Source organism: Ornithinicoccus hortensis, from assembly GCF_006716185.1.
Lineage (GTDB): Bacteria > Actinomycetota > Actinomycetes > Actinomycetales > Dermatophilaceae > Ornithinicoccus > Ornithinicoccus hortensis.
Genome location: NZ_VFOP01000001.1, coordinates 481212 through 498455, shown reverse-complemented (window position 1 = coordinate 498455; position 17244 = coordinate 481212). Strand labels below are relative to the sequence as shown.

Sequence of the window (17244 nt, the reverse complement as noted above, 5' to 3'; positions counted from 1 at the left end):
CCTGCCCCCGACCCCCACCAAGGAGATCACACGTGGCCGTTGACGCCGTCATCATCGGATTGGGATACGTCGGTCTGCCGTTGGCCCAGGAGGCCACCCGGTCGGGCCTGACCGTGCTCGGGTTCGATATCAACCAGGGGGTCGTCGACGACCTGAACGCCGGCCGCTCGCACGTGGACGACCTGTCCGACGCCGACATCGCCGAGATGATCGAGGGCGGCTTCCGGGCGACCACCGACGAGACCGAGATCGCCACCGCCAAGACGGCCGTCATCTGCGTGCCGACCCCGCTGTCCGACGAGGGCGGCCCGGACCTGCGGCCGGTGGAGGCCGCCGTCGAGACCGTGGCGCGCAACCTGCAGCCGGGGATGCTCGTCGTGCTCGAGTCCACCACCTACCCGGGCACCACCGACGAGGTCGTGCGGCCGCGCCTGGAGGCCAGGGGCCTCGTGGCGGGCAAGGACTTCTTCCTGGCCTTCTCCCCGGAGCGGATCGACCCGGGCAACGAGAAGTTCGGCGCCAAGAACACGCCGAAGGTCGTCGGCGGTCACACCGCCGCGTGCGGGGACGCCGCCGAGAAGTTCTACGGCAGCTTCGTGGACACCGTGGTGCGGACCAAGGGCACCCGGGAGGCGGAGACGGCCAAGCTGCTGGAGAACACCTACCGGCACATCAACATCGCGCTGGTCAACGAGATGTCCCGGTTCTGCCACGAGCTGGGCATCGACCTGTGGGAGGTCATCGACGCGGCGAAGTCCAAGCCGTTCGGTTTCCAGGCCTTCTACCCCGGCCCCGGCGTGGGTGGCCACTGCATCCCGATCGACCCGAACTACCTGTCCTACAACGTGAAGTCGCGGCTGGGCTACCCGTTCCGATTCGTCGAGCTGGCGCAGGAGATCAACACCCAGATGCCCTCCTACGTGGTGTCCCGGGCCCAGGACCTGCTCAACGAGGACGCCAAGTCCCTGAAGGGGTCCACCGTCCTGCTGCTGGGCGTGACCTACAAGCCGAACATCGCCGACCAGCGGGAGTCCCCGGCCGTGCCGCTGGCGCGCAACCTGCTGGCCAAGGGCGCCAAGGTCGTCTTCCACGACCCGCACGTCACCGCGTGGGGTCCGCTGGGTGAGTCGGTGTCCCGGGTCGAGGACCCGGCCACCGCGGTCGCCGAGGCCGACCTGACGATCCTGGTGCAGAACCACCGCGAGTACGACGTCGACGCGCTGGCCTCGGCCGCGACCCGGTTCTTCGACACCCGGGGCGTGGCATCGGCTGGTGAGCGGGTCAGCAAGCTGTGACCTCGACGGGTCCCGGGGACCCGGCCGGCCTGCCCCCCGCCCTCACCTCCGAGCAGGCGGCCGAGCTGGCCCGGGCCCACGGGTTGGAGCGGGTCGGTGGCCGGCCGCCGCTGGGCACCTACATCAAGGACCTGTGGGAGCGCCGCGGCTTCCTGGTCACCCTGGCCCAGGGCGACTTCATCGCCGGCACGCAGAACAACGTGCTCGGCCTGCTGTGGTCGGTGCTCAACCCGCTGCTGCTCGGGGTCGCCTACCTGCTCATCTTCGGCCTCCTGCTCGGCACCCGGGGCAACGTCGAGGACTTCATCACCTTCCTCACCACCGGCCTGTTCACCTTCATCTACATCTCCGGCGGCCTGAACTACGGTGCCCGGGCGATGACCGGCAACATCTCGATGATCCGGTCGCTGCAGTTCCCCCGCGTGCTGCTGCCGCTGTCCACCTCGATGAGCCAGTTCTTCGCCACGCTGCCGGCGTTCGGCATCCTGGTGGTCATCGCGCTGGTCCGGGGGCAGACCCCGACCTGGGAGTGGTTGCTCTTCCCCGTCTCGCTGGTCGTGGTCGGGGTGATGACCACCGGGCTCGGCCTGATCGCCGCCCGGGTGGTCCACGAGGTGCGCGACGCCAGCAACCTGATCCCGCTGCTCACCCGGATGATGCGCTACGTCTCCGGCATCTTCTTCCCCGTGGCGCACTACGCCGCCGGGGCCCCCGAGTGGGTCGCCGTGATCCTGGAGTACCAGCCGCTGGCGGTGACGCTGACCCTGGTGCGCGAGACCCTGATGGGCGAGCTCCCGGTGCAGCCGGTCACCTGGCTGGTGTCCTGCGGCTGGGCCATCCTGCTGTTCGTGGTCGGCTTCGTACTGGTCTGGCGGGCGGAGGCGACCTATGGGCGCTCCTGAGGCCACGACGGACGACCGCGTCCCCTCGGTGATCGTGTCCCACCTGGACGTGGTCTACAAGGTCTACGGGGTGGGCAAGACCACCCGCCCCGCCCCGGGGGCGGACAACGTGGTGACCCGGTGGATCAACCGCGGCAAGCGGCACATGGGGGTGCGCGAGGTGCACGCCGTCAAGGACGTGTCGTTCATCGCCTACAAGGGCGAGTCGATCGGCATCGTCGGCCGCAACGGCTCCGGCAAGTCCACGCTGCTGCGGGCGGTCGCCGGGCTGATCCCCGCCGCGAACGGGGAGGTCTACCACCACGGGCAGGCGGCGCTCCTGGGGGTGAGCGCCGTCCTGGCCCGCCAGCTCACCGGTGCCCGCAACGTCTTCATCGGTGCCCAGGCCCTCGGCCTGAGCAAGCAGGAGGTGCGCGAGCGCTACAAGGACATCGTCCGCTTCGCCGGCATCGGGGAGTTCATCAACCTGCCGATGAGCTCCTACTCCTCGGGGATGGCCTCGCGGTTGCGGTTCGCCATCTCGACCGCGTCGGTGCCGGACATCCTGGTCGTGGACGAGGCGCTGAGCACCGGTGATGCCGAGTTCCGCCAGCGGGCCAGCGACCGCATCGAGGAGTTCCGCAAGTCGGCCGGCACGGTCTTCATGGTCAGCCACAACGCCTCGACCATCAAGGCGCAGTGCACCCGCGCCATCTGGATGGAGAAGGGCGAGGTCGTGATGGACGGCCCGTCCGGCGAGGTGGTCGACGCCTACCAGGCGATGGTCAAGGCGGAGGCGGAGGCCAAGAAGAAGAAGCAGCAGGCCGCGGCCAAGAAGAAGCAGGCCAAGGAGGCCAAGAAGCGCGCCGCCGGCTCCGGCTCCGACAAGGAGGGCTGAGTGCCCTCGGCCTTGGTCGTCACCGTCGTCCACCACCCGGACGACGCGCGCATCCGGCACCGTCAGATCGAGGCGCTGCGCGAGGCCGGTTGGCGGGTCACGTATGCCGCACCCTTCGCCGCCTACGGCCTCACCCGGCCGGTGGGCACGCCCTGGTTGACCCCGGTCGACCTCCCCCGGGCGACCGGCCGGTCCCGGATCGCGGCGCTCCGCGCGGCGCGGGCGCTGCTGCGCAGTAGCGCCGTCGAGCACGACGTGGTGCTGCTGCACGACCCCGAACTCCTGCTGGCCACCGTCGGCACCGCGATCGGGACCCCCGTCGTCTGGGACGTGCACGAGGACACCGCTGCCGCGCTGGAGGTGCGGCCCTGGGTGCCCGACCCGCTCCGGCGCCCCGCCGCCGCGGCGGTGCGCGGGCTGGAGCGGTGGGCCGAGCGCCGGATGCCGCTGCTGCTGGCCGACCACCAGTACGCCGGGCGGTTCCGCAAGACGCACCCCGTCGTGCCCAACACCACCCGCGTCCCGTCCAGCCCCCCGCCGGCCGCGACGCCCGGGGAGGACGGCGTCCAGCGGGTGGTCTACCTGGGCAGCATCACGATGGAACGGGGGGCCCGCGAGGTGGTGCAGGTCGGCGCGGCGCTGCGCGACCGCACCGACGGCGCCGTCGCCGTGCACGTCATCGGCCCCGCGCACGGGGACGCCGAGCAGGTGCTGCGCGAGGCCGTGCGCGACAAGGCGATCACCTGGCACGGGTTCGTCCCGAGCGACCAGGCGCTGCCGATGCTCGACGGTGCCCTGGCCGGACTGTCGCTGCTGCACGACGAGGCCAACTTCCGGCCCTCGATGCCGACCAAGGTCATCGAGTACCTGGCCCACGGCATACCCGCGGTGAGCACTCCCCTGCCGGTGCCGGCCGACCTGATCCGGCGCAGCGGCGCCGGGGTGCTGGTCCCGTTCGGGGACGCCGCGGCGGCCACCGCGGCCGTGCTCGAACTGCTGGCGGACCCCGGGGCGGCCCGCACGATGGGGGAGGCCGGGCACGCGATCGCGGCCGCCGAGTTCGACTGGGGCGTGGTGGCGCCGGAGTTCGTCGCGGCGCTGGAGGCCGCCGCCGGACTCGGCTGAGACGTTCCGACCGCGGTGGTCAGGAGCCGAAGGTCGTGGCCAGCCAGCGCTCGACCATCGGGATGACCTGCTCGGGGACCTCCAGGTGGTGGAAGTGCCCGGCCCCCACCGTCTGTCCCGTCGTCACCAGCGACCGGTCGGGGGCGGCCTCCCGCAGGCCGCGTTCGACCGATGCCGCGTGCAGCACCAGCAGCGGCACGGTGAGCTCCCGCAGCGCCCGCTCCCCGTCGAAGCCGGCCATCGCCCGTGCCGCCGCGGCAGCGATGGTGGCCGGAACGGCGGCCGCCAGCTCGGGCAGCCGGTCCCGGCCGACCCGGTCGGTGGGCAGGAACAGGCCGTCGAAGAAGGACCGGCGCCAGGCGCCGGAGTGGTCCCGGGCGATCTCCGGCGCGCTGTCGGTCCACATCTGCTTGCCCCGGGGGTTGAGCACCGGCGCCGGGTCGAGCAGCACCGCCCCGCGCGGCAGGCTCCCCGCGCCGGTCGTCCCGCGCAGCGCCTCCAGGGCGACCAGCCCGCCCATGCTGTGCCCGATGACCACGGGCGAGCGCAACCGGGCGGCCCGGCACACCCCGAGCACGTCCCGGGCGTAGTCGGCGATGGTCACCTCGCGCAGCGGCGGCGGGACCAGCGCATCGCTCTCCCCGGGCCGGGCCAGGCCGACCCCCGTCGAGCCGTCGTCGTCGGACTCCAGGCTGGCCCCGTGACCGCGCAGGTCCAGCAGCGCCACCCGGTGCCCGCGGGAGAAGTGCTCCGCCAGCGGGGCCATCACCGAGCGGTCGCAGCACCACCCGTGGACCAGCACCAGGTCGGGGCGACCGGAGTCGGTGGGCCCGGACACGGCATACGAGACGGGACCGACCGGGGTATGCAGCATCGCGGGCATGACCGCGATCGTGCCACGACCGCGGCGGATTAGGTCGGCGGCATCCCCGCTCGGTAAAGTGGTCGGGTTCACCGTGACCTGACCCGGATCCGGGCTGCCCTGTGGATCAACGCCTGCGGGTGTCGGTCGACTCTGGCAGGCTGGGGCCAGCAGGAAGCGGTGGGACGTATCGCAACCCTCCTGTCACGGAGAGACCGTGACCGCTGAGACCGAAGGAGGTGGGTTCACGCATGCGTCAGTACGAACTCATGATCATCCTCGACCCCGAGACCGACGAGCGCACCCTCCAGCCCACGCTGGAGAAGATGCTCGCCGTTGTCACCAAGGACGGCGGGACCGTCGACAACATGGACCTCTGGGGCCGTCGGCGCCTGGCGTACGACATCAAGAAGAACTCCGAGGGGATCTACGCCGTCGTCACGCTGACGGCGGAGTCGGCCACCGCCCAGGAGCTCGACCGCCAGCTCGGTCTGAACGAGACGGTGCTGCGGACCAAGCTCATGCGCCTCGGCGCCTGACCACGATCCCCATCCCGAGTTAGGACTACCCATGGCTGGCGAAACCCCGATCACCCTGGTCGGCAACCTCACCGCGGACCCGGAGTTGCGCTTCACCCCGTCCGGCGCCGCCGTCGCGAACTTCACCGTGGCCTCCACGCCCCGGCAGTTCGACCGGCAGGCCAACGACTGGAAGGACGGCGAGACGCTGTTCATGCGCTGCTCCATCTGGCGCGAGGCGGCCGAGAACGTGGCCGAGTCGCTGACCCGCGGCGCCCGCGTCGTCGTCACCGGACGCCTCGTCTCCCGCTCCTGGGACACCCCGGAGGGTGAGAAGCGCACCGTGATGGAGATGCAGGCCGACGAGATCGGCCCGTCGCTGCGCTACGCCACCGCCAAGGTCACCAAGGCCTCGCGTGGCGGTGGTGGCGGCGGCGGCTTCGGCGGCGGTCAGCAGGGTGGCGCCCAGCAGGGCGGCTACGGCGGCGGCAACGCCGGCGGCGCGGCCCAGGGCGGCCAGCAGGGCGGCGGCCAGCCCGCCGCGACCGACCCCTGGGCGACCGGCGGCAACGCCGGTGGTGGCCAGGGTGGTCAGCAGGGTGGCGGCTGGGGCGGCGCCCCGTCCTACGACGAGCCGCCGTTCTGACCGTCGGGGCAGTCCGCTCACCACACCACAGACAGATCTGATCCACACCATCCCGAGTCACCAGCTCGGGCTCTCACCGTTAGGAGAGCACCACGATGGCCAAGCCCGTTGTGCGCAAACCGAAGAAGAAGGCGAACCCGCTCAAGGCCGCCAAGATCGAAGCGATCGACTACAAGGACACCGCGCTGCTGCGCAAGTTCATCTCCGACCGCGGCAAGATCCGCGCGCGTCGCGTGACCGGCGTCTCGGTCCAGGAGCAGCGTCGGATCGCCACCGCCGTCAAGAACGCCCGCGAGATGGCGCTGCTTCCCTACTCCAGCTCGGCACGCTGAGCACCCTGACGAGAAGGAGAAGTTGATGAAGCTCATTCTGACCCAGCCGGTCAGCGGCCTCGGCTCGGCCGGGGACGTCGTCGACGTCAAGGACGGCTACGCCCGCAACTACCTGCTGCCCCGCAAGCTGGGCACCCCCTGGACCAAGGGCGGCCAGAAGCAGGTCGACGCGATCACCGCGGCCCGCGCCAAGCGTGAGGTCCGCACCGCCGAGGAGGCCGCCTCCGCCAAGGCCAGCCTGGAGGGCCAGGCCGTCCAGGTCGAGGCCCGGGCCGGCAACGGTGGTCGCCTGTTCGGCGCGGTCACGTCCGCGGAGATCGCCGAGGCCATCGCGGCCGCCGGCGGCCCGCAGGTGGACCGTCGCCGGATCGAGGTCCCCGCGCCGATCCGCAACGTGGGCGACCACACCGCCCACGTGCGCCTGCACGAGGACGTCACCGCCACCGTCACGGTGACGGTCACCGGCGCCTGAGCGCCGGAACACGACACGGGCTGGGCCCGACCGGGACCGCTCCCGGTCGGGCCCAGCCCTGTCCGTGCCCTAGAATGCTGCCTGTTCCCCTATCCCGCCCCCGCGGATCGTGGCCCGAGGACTGTCTTGCCCGGATGTCCTTCGGCTTCGGACCCGACCCGAGGAGGACGGCATGATTGCCTTGATCGTCGCCCACGCGGTCGCCGCCTTCCTCGCGCCGACCGCAGTGCGCCTCTGGGGCAGCAAGGCCTTCCTCGCACTCGCGACCGTCCCGACCGCGACGGCCGTCTGGGCGGGACTGCAGGCCAGCCGGGTCGCCGGCACCGACCCGCCCGCGGAGACGCTCGAGTGGGTGCCGTCGCTGCACATCGAACTGGCCTTCCGGATGGACAGCCTGTCCTGGCTGATGACGATGATCGTCAGCAGCGTCGGGGCCCTGATCCTCATCTACTGCGCGCACTACTTCCACGACAAGAGCAGCGGCCTGGGCGGGTTCGCCGGCTACATGACCGCCTTCGCCGGGGTGATGCTGGGGCTGGTCACCACCGACGACCTCCTCATGCTCTACGTCTTCTGGGAGCTCACCAGCGTCCTGTCCTACCTGCTGATCGGGTTCAACAGCCACAGCGCCACCAGCCGGGGGGCGGCCAAGCAGGCGCTGATCGTGACCACCTTCGGGGGCCTGGCGATGCTGGTCGGCATCGTCCTGCTGGGGGAGACCCAGGACACCTACCGGATTAGCGAGCTGATCGAGGACCCGGGCTCCGGCCCGGTCATTACCGCGGGGGTCGTGCTGCTGCTGATCGGGGCGGTGAGCAAGTCCGCGCTCCTGCCGTTCCACTTCTGGTTGCCCGGCGCGATGGCGGCACCGACCCCGGTCAGCGCCTACCTGCACGCGGCCGCGATGGTCAAGGCCGGCGTCTACCTGGTGGCTCGCTTCGCCCCGGGGTATGCCGACGTGCCGGCCTGGCAGGGCATCGTGCTCGCGCTCGGGGGCGGCACCATGCTGCTGGGCTCCTACCGTGCGCTGCGCCAGCACGACCTGAAGCTGTTGCTGGCCTACGGCACGGTGAGCCAGCTCGGCTTCATCACCATCATGGTGGGCAGCGGCACCCGCGAGGCCGCCCTGGCCGGGCTGACCCTGTTGATGGCGCACGCGCTGTTCAAGTCCTCGCTGTTCCTGGTGGTCGGCACCATCGACCACGCCACCGGGACCCGGGACATCCGCCGCCTGTCCGGGCTGGCGCGCAAGGCCCCCGTCCTGGCGGTGACCGCCACCCTGGCCTCGATGTCGATGGCCGGCCTGCCCCCGCTGGAGGGCTTCGTCGGCAAGGAAGCCGCCTTCGGGGCGTTGCTGAACGGTGAGACCACCCTCGACCGGGTCACCCTGGCCGTCGTCGTCGCCGGGTCCATGCTCACCTTCGCCTACAGCGCCCGCTTCGTGTGGGGCACCTTCGGCAACGAGGTGAAGGCGGGCACCGAGCCGGCCACCTGGCACCGGCCGGAGGTGCTGCTGGTCGCGGTCCCTGCCCTGCTCGGCCTGGCCGGCCTGGTCTTCGGCCCGCTGGCCGGCCCGGTCGTCGAGCCCTTCCTGGCGCCGTATGCCGAGTACTGGCCCGAGGGCGAGCACCCGGTCCACCTGGGGTTGTGGCACGGGGTGAACGCCGCCTTCCTGCTCACCCTGCTCACCTGGCTGGTCGGTGTCCTGCTCTTCCTGGGCCGCAAACCGGTCGCCAAGTTCCAGGCGGCGCTGCCCCGCCCGCTGGACGCCGGTGCCCTCTACCAGTTGCTGATGCGGGGGATCGACCGGTTGGCCCTGGAGGTCACCGGTGCCTTCGCCCGCGGCTCGCTGCCCTCGCTGCTCGGCACCATCCTGGTGATGTTGGCGCTGCTGCCCGGGATCCAGCTGCTCCGTGGGGTGACCTGGCCGACCGAGGTGCGGCTCTGGGACAACCCGGCCCAACCGGCCGTCGCCGGGCTGATCCTGCTCGCCTCGCTGGCCGCGACCCGGGCCCGCCGCCGCTACCGGGCGATCTTCCTGCTCGGGGTCACCGGGTACGGCACGGCGATGATGTTCCTGCTGCACGGCGCCCCCGACCTGGCGCTGACCCAGGTGCTGGTCGAGACGGTGTCCTTGGTGGTCTTCGTGCTGGTGCTCCGCCGCCTGTCCGGCAAGTTCCCGGACGACCCGTCGGTGCTCACCCGGCGGCTGCGGGCACTGCTCGGCCTCGGGGTCGGGGTGGTCGTCGCCGGCGTCGCACTGACCGCCTCGGCGGTGCGGATCCACCCCCCGAGCGGCGAGGGCCTGGTGGAGAGCGCGCCCGACTACGGCGGGGGCAGCAACATCGTCAACGTCATCCTGGTCGACACGCGTGCGTGGGACACGATGGGTGAGCTGTCGGTGGTGCTGGCCGCGGCCACCGGCGTCGCCAGCCTGGTCTTCCTCCGGGGCGAGGCGGTCGCCCGGGTCCGCAAGCAGATCCGGGCGTCCTGGCGCAGCCGGACCGAGGGGCCGCTGCCGTACGCGACCGCGCGCACCGGCGAGGAAGCGCCCGCGCCGCAGCACCGCCGGTGGCTCGCCACCGACGCCGAGGCCGTGGCACCGGAGCGCCGGTCGACCATCTTCGAGGTGGTCACCCGGCTGGTCTTCCACACCATCGTGATCTGGTCGGCATACCTGCTGTTCTCCGGCCACAACAACCCCGGCGGCGGGTTCGCCGCGGGCCTGGTCTGCGGTCTCGCCCTGGCGCTGCGCTACCTCGCGGGCCGCGGCTACGAGCTGCGGGTCGCCGCGCCGGTGATGCCCGGTCTGTTGCTGGGCAGCGGCCTGTTCATCGCCGCCGCGTCGGCGATGACGCCGATGCTGTTCGGCGAGGCCGCCCTGACCAGCTGGGTGTTCGACGTGCCGATCCCCTTCATCGGCGACGTCCACCTGGTGACCTCGGTGTTCTTCGACGTCGGCGTCTACCTGGTCGTCGTCGGCCTGATGCTCGACATCCTGCGCAGCCTGGGCTCGGCGCTGGACGACCAGATCGCCGCCGACGAGGAGTCCCGGGAGGAGGAGACGGTATGACCCCGAACCTCACCTACGTGCTGCTCGCCTCCGGGATGATCGGGTGCGGCGTCTACCTGCTGCTGGCCCGGTCCATCGTCCGTGCCCTCGTCGGGGTCGTGCTGATGGGCAACGGGATCAACATCCTCTTCCTGGTCGCCTCCGGCCCCGCCGGCGAGGTGCCGATCCTGGGCGAGGGTGACGGCGGCGCGATCGCCGACCCGGTGCCCCAGGCCATGGTCCTCACCGCGATCGTGATCACCCTCGGGATGACCGCCTTCGTGCTGGCCCTGGCCCACCGGTCCTGGCAGCTGGACCGCAGCGACCTCTACTCCGACGACCCCGAGTCCTCGCGGATCCACCAGATGGCCGAGAGCAACGACATGTCCGGCTCCCCGTCCGCCGAGGAGGCCGCCGCGACCATCGCGGTCGACGTCGTGGAGTCGGAGTCCGAGGACAGTGAGCTCGAGCCCGACTACGACGCCGAGGTGGGCGCCGAGGGCCGGGCCGAGAGGGGGGAGTCGTGAACGACCTCTCCTGGCTCGTCCCGATGCCGGTCGTGCTCCCGCTGCTGGGGGCCGGCGTGACGCTGGCCGCCGCGGGCCGCACCCGGGTGCAGCGACTGACCAGCATGTCGGTGCTCACCGCCGTGCTGGTCACCGCCGGCGTGCTGCTGTGGGCCGCCGACCAGGACGGCCCGCAGGTGATGCAGGTCGGTGGCTGGGCGCCCACCGAGGGCATCGTGCTCGTGGTGGACCGGCTCTCCGCGCTGATGGTGATCATCTCGGTGATCTGCACCATGGGCGTGCTGCGCTACTCGATCGGCCAGGGCCGGTCCTCCTTCGACGAGGAGTCCGACGGCCACGCCCCGTTGCCGATCTTCCACCCCACCCTGCTGGTGCTGTCGGCCGGGGTGTCGACCACCTTCATCTCCGGCGACCTGTTCCACATCTACGTCGGTTTCGAGATGTTGTTGGCCGCGAGCTTCGTGCTGTTGACCTTGGGCGGCACCGGGCCACGGGTGTCGGCCGGCGTGACCTACGTCTTCGTCAGCCTGCTCTCCTCGATGGTCTTCCTGATCGCGCTCGCGATGACCTACGCCGCCACCGGCACGGTGAACCTGGCGCTGTTGGCCGAGCGGGTGCCCGACCTGCCCCAGAACACCCAGGTCGTGATCCACCTGCTGCTGATCCTGGGGTTCTGCATCAAGGCCGCCGTCTTCCCCATGTCGGGCTGGTTGCCCGACTCCTACCCGACCGCGCCGGCGCCGGTCACGGCCGTCTTCGCCGGCCTGCTCACCAAGGTCGGGATCTACGCGCTGATCCGCACCCAGACCCTGCTGTTCCCGAACGGCGACCTGAACGACCTGCTGCTCTGGGCCGCGCTGCTGACCATGATCGTCGGCATCCTCGGGGCGGTGGCGCAGGACGACATCAAGCGGATGCTGTCCTTCACGTTGGTCAGCCACATCGGCTACCTGCTCTTCGGCATCGCGCTCGGCTCGCAGGTGGGCCTGTCCTCGGCGATTTTCTACGTGATGCACCACATCATCATCCAGACGACACTGTTCCTGGTGACCGGGTTGATCGAACGCGTCGGCGGCAGCACCGCCGCCTCCAAGCTCGGCGGCCTAGCCCGGGTCTCCCCGCTCCTGGCGGTGCTGTTCTTCGTGCCGGCGATGAACCTGGCCGGCATCCCGCCGTTCTCCGGCTTCATCGGCAAGGTGGGGCTGATGCAGGCGGGTGCCGCCGACGGCTCCTGGCTGGCGCTGCTGGTCGTGGCCGGGTCGGTGCTGACCAGCCTGCTCACCCTGTATGCCGTGGTGCGGGTCTGGGGCCGGGCGTTCTGGGGGGCCACCCCGGAGGGGCTGAGCGGGTCGGGTCCGCTGCGTGGCGGGCACGCCCAGGCGCTCGGCACCGGCCTGGTGCTGCCGACCGCGTCCCTGGTGGCGGTCAGCCTGGGGCTGACCGTGGTCGCCGGGCCGCTCTTCGAGGTCACCAGCCGGGCCGCCCTCGACCTGCTGCTCAGGGCGCCGTACCTGACCGCCGTCCTCGGATCGGCAGGGGGTCTGTGATGGCGCGCCGTTCCCGGATCCAGTGGGGTCCCGCCCTGTGGATGACCGTGGTCTGGATCCTGCTCTGGGGTCAGTTGACCATCGGCAACATCGTCGGCGGCATCCTGCTCTCCCTGGCGATCCTGCTGATCTTCCCGCTGCCCAGGCTGGCGGTCGACGTGACCGTCCGACCGTGGGGGTTGGCGATCCTGGTCTCCCGGTTCCTGTCCGACATGGTGCTCGCCTCCGTCCAGGTGGCCTGGCTCACCTTCCGACCCGGTGACCCCCCGCGCGGCATGGTGGTGGACCTGCACCTGCACGGCCGCAACGAACTGCTCCAGACGATCACCGCCGAGATGGTCGCGCTGGTCCCCGGGACGCTGGTGATCGACCTGGAGAGCCGGTCCGGCCGGCTGACGCTGCACGTGCTCAACATCACCACGCGGGCGGAGGCCGAACGCATCCGTCGCGCCGTCCTCGCCCAGGAGGAGCGGGTGCTGCGGGCCTTCGACCCGGACCCGCAGGCGGTCCTCGACGCCCGCCCGCGGCGTGGGAAGGAACCGAGCTCCGGAGGTGCCGCATGACGGTGATGACCTGGCTCATCGGCGGCCTGCTCACCCTGGCCGCCCTGCTCACCCTGATCCGCATCGTCACCGGTCCGAGCGTGCTCGACCGGGTCGTGGCCACCGACGTGCTGGTCTCGATCGTGGTCTGCGCCCTCGGCGTCTACGTGGCGGTCAACCCGGGGTCCAGCGCGCTGCCGATCCTGATCTCGCTCTCGCTGGTCGGGTTCATGGGGTCGGTGGCCGTGGCGCGGTTCGCCGCCGACGACCGGGACTACCCGGTCGAGTTCGGCCCGGACGAGGAGGCCGACCCGTCATGAACTGGGCCCAGATCGCCGACGTCCTCGGGATGGTCCTGCTGACCGCGGGTGCCATCCTGTGCCTGGCCGCCTCGCTCGGACTGCTCCGCTTCCCGGACCTGTTGACCCGGATGCACGCCGCGACCAAGCCCCAGGTCCTGGGGGTGCTGTTGGTGCTCGTCGCCGTCGGGCTGCGCACCCGCTCGGGGCTCGACGTCGGCATGTTGATGCTGATCGGGCTCTTCCAGCTGCTGACCATCCCGGTCGGCGCCCACATGGTGGGCCGTGCCGGCTTCCGCACTGGCCAGGTCGCGCCGAGCGACGTGCACCTGGGTCCGGCCGCGGGTCCGGGCCGCGACCTGCCGGAGCGGGACGGCGATGACCCGGACGGGTCGGACCGGGGCGTGGAGGACCGGGGCGTGGAGGACCGGGACCGACCGCGGGACTGACCGGCACCGGGGAGAGTACTGGCCCCGGCTTGACCATCTCTTCACCGAATGGATTCCTCCGGGGTGTCGAACTCCGGCTGGCGCCCCGGCAGGATTGTGGGAGAGCGCATTCGGACGTCTCGTCGATCCCCGGGGACAGCGCGTGCTGCCCCCGAACGCAAGGAGAATCCCCATGAAGCGAACCCTCGCGGCCCTGTTCGGGGCCTCCCTCGTCGCGGCCTTCGGCGCGGCACCGCCCGCCAGCGCCGACCTGGTTACCACCTGTGTGGGCGAGGGCGGTGCGGTGACGGTCCCGAACGACCTCGTCGTCCCTGCCGGCCAGTCCTGCACCCTGGACGGCACCACGATCCAGGGCAACGTCACGGTCCGGGCGGGGGCCGATCTCGTCGGGACCGGCGTCACGATCGAGGGCAACACCATCGTCCAGGGCGACGCCTACCTCGACCTGACCGACTCCTCGGTGGGTGGCAACCTGGCCAACCGGGCCGGCTACGGGGTCTACCTGGACTACTCCTCGGTGCAGCGCTACACCGGCACCGGTGACAACGCGGACACCTTCCTGTCGGCCCTCGGGACGACCTTCGTCGGGAAGGTCTCGGCGACCAGCGGGGCCTTCCAGCTCGAGGGCTCCCAGGCCGGTCGGGCGGTCGAGGTGAGCAACGCCTACTACGCGGACCTGATCGACTCGGTCGTGGTCGGGCAGGTGTCGCTGGACGGCGCGGCATACGGGTCGTTGGTCTGCGGCAGCGAGATCGACGGTGACGCCTCGTTCACCGACAACGCGTATGGCGTGCAGCTCGGGGCCGGCGGACCGCTCGGCGGGTGCGACCTGGGGTCCAGCGTCTGGGGCGGCGACGTGGACGTCTCCGGCACGACCGGCGACGTGCAGGTGTCGGACAACATCATCCGTGGCAACCTGAGCGGCGAGGGCAACGACCCCGCGCCGGTCGCCTCGGACAACCGCGTCCGCGGCGAGTTGCTCGGGCAGTTCGCCGAGGCCCCGGCCGCGAACGCCCCCCGGTTCGGCACCCACTCGATGCGCACCGCCCAGGCCGTCCGGGCCGAGGTGGACACCGCGCGCGAGGTCCGGGTGGTCGAGGCACAGGAGGCCGCGGAGGCGGCCGGTCCGGCCGACCTGGGCTGAGCACCGGGGCTGGCCCGGAGGGCGGTGCTCCTAGTCGAGCATGCCCTCCGGGTCCACCACATGCACGGTGAGCCCGTCTAGGCCGAGGCGGCGCACTGCCTCGCGCAGCATCCGCCGACCCACCGAGTTGACCGAGTACACCTGGGACAGGTCCAGCACGACCTGGGGCGTGCTCGGCGGTTCCTCGGTCAGGTCGTGGAGGACCTGCTCCACACCGGCGAACTGGAGCATGCCCTGCAGGGCGTAGACGTGGGCGGTGCCGATGCCGTCGACCTCCCGGACCCCGCTCTCCCGCAGCACCGAGCGGGCCGGGGCGGGCGCCTCCATCAGGTGCATCCCCATCTCCTGCGAGAGACGCTCACAGACCCGGACCCCACGGACACTGGCGCCGTGCTCGTCCAGCCGCGGGGAGAAGACCGCCAGGCCGACCTGGCCCGGCAGCGCGCCGATGATGCCGCCCGCGACGCCGCTCTTGGCGGGGATCCCGACCCGGGTCACCCAGTCGCCGGCGGCGTCGTACATGCCGCAGGTCGTCATCACGCTGAGCACCTCGCGGACCACCGGAGGGTCGACCACGCGTTCCCCGGTGAGCGGCTGGACGCCGCCGTTGGCCAGGGTGGCCGCCATCAGTGCCAGGTCCCGGGTGGTGACCCGCAGGGAGCACTGCCGGGTGTAGTTGGCCACGACCGCCTCGGGGTCCTCGGTGATGGTGTCGTAGCCGCGCAGCATGTGCGCGATCGCCAGGTTGCGGTGCGCGGTCTCCAGCTCGGAGGAGAAGACCGCCTCGTCGACCTCCAGCTCCCGTCCGGCGAACGCGCTGAGGCCGCCCAGGATCCGCTCCCAGCGGTGCGCCAGGGTGCTGTCCGGCTCCCCGACCAGGGTGCTGGTGGTGATCGCTCCGGCGTTGATCATCGGGTTCCGCGGGCGGGTCGTCCCCTCCTCGAGGGAGAGCTCGTTGAAGGCCTCCCCGGAGGGCTCCACGTCGATCTTGTCCAGGAACGCCGGCAGCCCCCGGTCCTGCAGGGCGAGGGCGTGCACGAAGGGTTTCGAGATCGACTGCATGGTGAACATCACGTCGGTGTCCCCGGCACCGTGCACGTAGCCGGTGAGCGTCGCGACGGCCACGGCGAAGCGGTCGCTGTCGGCCCGTGCCAGTTCCGGGATGTAGTCGGCGTTGGCCCCAGAGGTGTCGCCCGCGCAGCCCTCCAGGACCTCGGCCAGGTAGTCGGAGACGGGTGAACGCATGGTCGCCAGTGTGCCTCAGCGGACCGCGCCGACCACCATCCAGACGTCGCTGCGCGAGCGCCACCACAGCAGGGCCGCCCGCAGCGCCATGAACCCGGTGAAGGCGATCCACAGCCCGACCAGCCCCCGGATCCCGACCAGGTCCAGCCACACCAGGACCCCCATCATCGGCAGGTAGCCGATCAGGCAGACGGTCTGCGCCAGCGCCAGCCAACGGGTGTCGCCGGCCCCGATCAGGACCCCGTCGAGCACGAAGGCGACCGCGGCCACGGGTTGCCCGCAGGCCACCACGATGAGGGCCGCCGCGAGGGCGGCGTGGACCCGGGGGTCGGTGGAGAAACCGAGCGGGATGATCCGGTGCCCGGCCACGATCACCGCGCCGAGCACCACCCCGAACCAGATCCCCCACCGGATCATCGTGGCCATCACCTGGCGGGTGCCCGCGGCGTCACCGGCGCCGAGCGCCTTGCCGGTGAGCGCCTGCCCGGCGATCGCCAACGCGTCCAGCGCGAACGCCAGGGCCGACCACACGGTCATCGCCACCTGGTGGGCGGCCAGTTCCGCGTCCCCCAGCCCCGCGGCATACCAGGTCGTGACCAGCAGGGCGGCACGCAGGGCGAGGGTGCGGATCAGCAGGGGGATCCCGTCGAGGGCCGCGCGCAGCACCCCGCCCGGGTGCAGCGACAGGGGGGCACCGAGCCGACGGGCGCCGGTGACCAGGACGGCGCACAGGCCGATCGCCATACCGCTCTGGGCGATGACGCTGCCCCACGCGGCGCCCGCGATGCCGAGCCCGACCGGGTGGACGAGCAGGAAGGAGAGCACCGCGTTAGTGCCGAACCCGGCCACGGCCGCGACCAGCGGCGTGCGGGTATCCTGCAGGCCCCGCAACACCCCGGTGGCGGCGAGCACGACGAGCATCGGGGGGATCCCGACGGCCGAGATGCGCAGGTAGGTGACCGCCTCATCCCGGGCGCCCGGCCCGGCGCCGAACAGCCCGACCAGTCCGGGGGCCCACGCGATGACCACCACCGTCGCCACCGCGCCGAGGATGAGGGCCAGCCAGACGCCGTCGACGCCCGTGGACAGGGCCCCGCGCTGGTCGCCGGCGCCCAACCTGCGGGAGACCGCCGCGGTCGTGCCGTAGGCGAGGAAGACGAAGATGTTGGTGGCCGTCAGAAGGACTGCGCTGGCCACGCCCAGCCCGGCCAGCGACTCCGTCCCCAGATAGCCCACGATGGCCGAGTCGGCCAGCAGGAACAGCGGCTCGGCCACCAGCGCCAGGAAGGCCGGGATGGCCAGGCGGAGGATCTCGCGGCGGTGGTCGGTGGGCACGGTGTGAGCCTAGAACGTCGCCGAGAGTTTCTTGCCTCCACACCCGGTGGACGACGTCCGTGCAGGTCAGGGCGG

At 71.6% G+C, this 17244-nt stretch carries 18 protein-coding genes; 15 read left to right on the top strand and 3 right to left on the bottom strand.

The window, feature by feature from the left end:
- Window positions 1–32 precede the first annotated feature (32 nt).
- The 4 genes from FB467_RS02305 to FB467_RS02290 are packed head-to-tail and all read left to right on the top strand — an operon-like array spanning window position 33 to window position 4199.
- Window positions 33–1295: a nucleotide sugar dehydrogenase gene (locus FB467_RS02305; protein ID WP_141783655.1), complete on the top strand. Its 1263-nt coding sequence runs from the start codon at window positions 33–35 to the stop codon at window positions 1293–1295.
- Window positions 1292–2197 (top strand): ABC transporter permease, encoded by a 906-nt coding sequence (locus FB467_RS02300; protein ID WP_141783654.1) that lies wholly within the window; start codon window positions 1292–1294, stop codon window positions 2195–2197. Before FB467_RS02305 ends, FB467_RS02300 begins: the two co-directional genes overlap by 4 nt.
- Entirely contained in the window at window positions 2184–3074 is an 891-nt protein-coding gene (locus tag FB467_RS02295) for an ABC transporter ATP-binding protein (RefSeq protein WP_141783653.1), read from the top strand. The genes FB467_RS02300 and FB467_RS02295 overlap by 14 nt, the downstream gene beginning before the upstream one ends.
- Window positions 3075–4199 carry a glycosyltransferase gene (locus FB467_RS02290; RefSeq protein ID WP_141783652.1) on the top strand — a complete coding sequence of 375 codons (1125 nt, stop codon included), beginning with the start codon at window positions 3075–3077 and terminating at the stop codon, window positions 4197–4199.
- A gap of 19 nt (window positions 4200–4218) precedes the next feature.
- On the opposite strand, the gene FB467_RS02285 is transcribed toward FB467_RS02290, so the two are convergent.
- Window positions 4219–5082 carry an alpha/beta fold hydrolase gene (locus FB467_RS02285; RefSeq protein ID WP_141783651.1) on the bottom strand — a complete coding sequence of 288 codons (864 nt, stop codon included), beginning with the start codon at window positions 5080–5082 and terminating at the stop codon, window positions 4219–4221.
- Between the two features lie 230 nt (window positions 5083–5312).
- On the opposite strand from FB467_RS02285, the gene rpsF reads away from it, so the two are divergent.
- The 11 genes from rpsF (at window position 5313) to FB467_RS02230 (ending at window position 14589) form a co-directional block, all read left to right on the top strand.
- Window positions 5313–5600 (top strand): 30S ribosomal protein S6, encoded by a 288-nt coding sequence (rpsF, locus tag FB467_RS02280; protein ID WP_141783650.1) that lies wholly within the window; start codon window positions 5313–5315, stop codon window positions 5598–5600.
- 31 nt (window positions 5601–5631) lie between these two features.
- Window positions 5632–6225: a single-stranded DNA-binding protein gene (locus FB467_RS02275; protein WP_141783649.1), complete on the top strand. Its 594-nt coding sequence runs from the start codon at window positions 5632–5634 to the stop codon at window positions 6223–6225.
- 95 nt (window positions 6226–6320) lie between these two features.
- Window positions 6321–6557: a 30S ribosomal protein S18 gene (rpsR, locus tag FB467_RS02270; RefSeq protein ID WP_141783648.1), complete on the top strand. Its 237-nt coding sequence runs from the start codon at window positions 6321–6323 to the stop codon at window positions 6555–6557.
- Between the two features lie 25 nt (window positions 6558–6582).
- A complete protein-coding gene (gene rplI, locus FB467_RS02265; RefSeq protein WP_141783647.1) occupies window positions 6583–7029 on the top strand; it encodes a 50S ribosomal protein L9 in 447 nt (148 codons plus the stop codon).
- A gap of 172 nt (window positions 7030–7201) precedes the next feature.
- A complete protein-coding gene (locus tag FB467_RS02260; protein WP_141783646.1) occupies window positions 7202–10102 on the top strand; it encodes a Na+/H+ antiporter subunit A in 2901 nt (966 codons plus the stop codon).
- A complete protein-coding gene (locus FB467_RS02255) occupies window positions 10099–10608 on the top strand; it encodes a Na(+)/H(+) antiporter subunit C (RefSeq protein ID WP_141783645.1) in 510 nt (169 codons plus the stop codon). Before FB467_RS02260 ends, FB467_RS02255 begins: the two co-directional genes overlap by 4 nt.
- Entirely contained in the window at window positions 10605–12155 is a 1551-nt protein-coding gene (locus FB467_RS02250; RefSeq protein ID WP_141783644.1) for a Na+/H+ antiporter subunit D, read from the top strand. The genes FB467_RS02255 and FB467_RS02250 overlap by 4 nt, the downstream gene beginning before the upstream one ends.
- Complete coding sequence (locus FB467_RS02245) at window positions 12155–12718, top strand: Na+/H+ antiporter subunit E (protein ID WP_141783643.1); 564 nt, start codon at window positions 12155–12157, stop codon at window positions 12716–12718. The genes FB467_RS02250 and FB467_RS02245 overlap by 1 nt, the downstream gene beginning before the upstream one ends.
- A complete protein-coding gene (locus FB467_RS02240) occupies window positions 12715–13017 on the top strand; it encodes an MrpF/PhaF family protein (protein WP_141783642.1) in 303 nt (100 codons plus the stop codon). The genes FB467_RS02245 and FB467_RS02240 overlap by 4 nt, the downstream gene beginning before the upstream one ends.
- Complete coding sequence (gene mnhG, locus FB467_RS02235; protein WP_141783641.1) at window positions 13014–13445, top strand: monovalent cation/H(+) antiporter subunit G; 432 nt, start codon at window positions 13014–13016, stop codon at window positions 13443–13445. Before FB467_RS02240 ends, mnhG begins: the two co-directional genes overlap by 4 nt.
- A gap of 172 nt (window positions 13446–13617) precedes the next feature.
- The gene (locus FB467_RS02230; protein ID WP_141783640.1) at window positions 13618–14589 is read left to right on the top strand and encodes a hypothetical protein; all 972 of its coding nucleotides are present in this window, start codon (window positions 13618–13620) and stop codon (window positions 14587–14589) included.
- A gap of 30 nt (window positions 14590–14619) precedes the next feature.
- On the opposite strand, the gene FB467_RS02225 is transcribed toward FB467_RS02230, so the two are convergent.
- Complete coding sequence (locus FB467_RS02225; RefSeq protein ID WP_141783639.1) at window positions 14620–15834, bottom strand: glutaminase; 1215 nt, start codon at window positions 15832–15834, stop codon at window positions 14620–14622.
- 15 nt (window positions 15835–15849) lie between these two features.
- Window positions 15850–17169: an MATE family efflux transporter gene (locus FB467_RS02220; RefSeq protein WP_141783638.1), complete on the bottom strand. Its 1320-nt coding sequence runs from the start codon at window positions 17167–17169 to the stop codon at window positions 15850–15852.
- Window positions 17170–17244: the final 75 nt, after the last annotated feature.

Excerpts from the sequence above, each read along its gene's own strand:
- FB467_RS02225 (WP_141783639.1), bottom strand. The coding sequence starts at position 15,834 with ATGCGTTCACCCGTCTCCGACTACCTGGCCGAGGTCCTGGAGGGCTGC.
- FB467_RS02295 (WP_141783653.1), top strand. The coding sequence starts at position 2,184 with ATGGGCGCTCCTGAGGCCACGACGGACGACCGCGTCCCCTCGGTGATC.
- FB467_RS02255 (WP_141783645.1), top strand. The coding sequence starts at position 10,099 with ATGACCCCGAACCTCACCTACGTGCTGCTCGCCTCCGGGATGATCGGG.
- FB467_RS02285 (WP_141783651.1), bottom strand. The coding sequence starts at position 5,082 with ATGCCCGCGATGCTGCATACCCCGGTCGGTCCCGTCTCGTATGCCGTG.
- FB467_RS02260 (WP_141783646.1), top strand. The coding sequence starts at position 7,202 with ATGATTGCCTTGATCGTCGCCCACGCGGTCGCCGCCTTCCTCGCGCCG.
- mnhG (WP_141783641.1), top strand. The coding sequence starts at position 13,014 with ATGAACTGGGCCCAGATCGCCGACGTCCTCGGGATGGTCCTGCTGACC.
- FB467_RS02240 (WP_141783642.1), top strand. The coding sequence starts at position 12,715 with ATGACGGTGATGACCTGGCTCATCGGCGGCCTGCTCACCCTGGCCGCC.
- rplI (WP_141783647.1), top strand. The coding sequence starts at position 6,583 with ATGAAGCTCATTCTGACCCAGCCGGTCAGCGGCCTCGGCTCGGCCGGG.
- FB467_RS02245 (WP_141783643.1), top strand. The coding sequence starts at position 12,155 with ATGGCGCGCCGTTCCCGGATCCAGTGGGGTCCCGCCCTGTGGATGACC.
- FB467_RS02275 (WP_141783649.1), top strand. The coding sequence starts at position 5,632 with ATGGCTGGCGAAACCCCGATCACCCTGGTCGGCAACCTCACCGCGGAC.
- rpsF (WP_141783650.1), top strand. The coding sequence starts at position 5,313 with ATGCGTCAGTACGAACTCATGATCATCCTCGACCCCGAGACCGACGAG.
- rpsR (WP_141783648.1), top strand. The coding sequence starts at position 6,321 with ATGGCCAAGCCCGTTGTGCGCAAACCGAAGAAGAAGGCGAACCCGCTC.
- FB467_RS02230 (WP_141783640.1), top strand. The coding sequence starts at position 13,618 with ATGAAGCGAACCCTCGCGGCCCTGTTCGGGGCCTCCCTCGTCGCGGCC.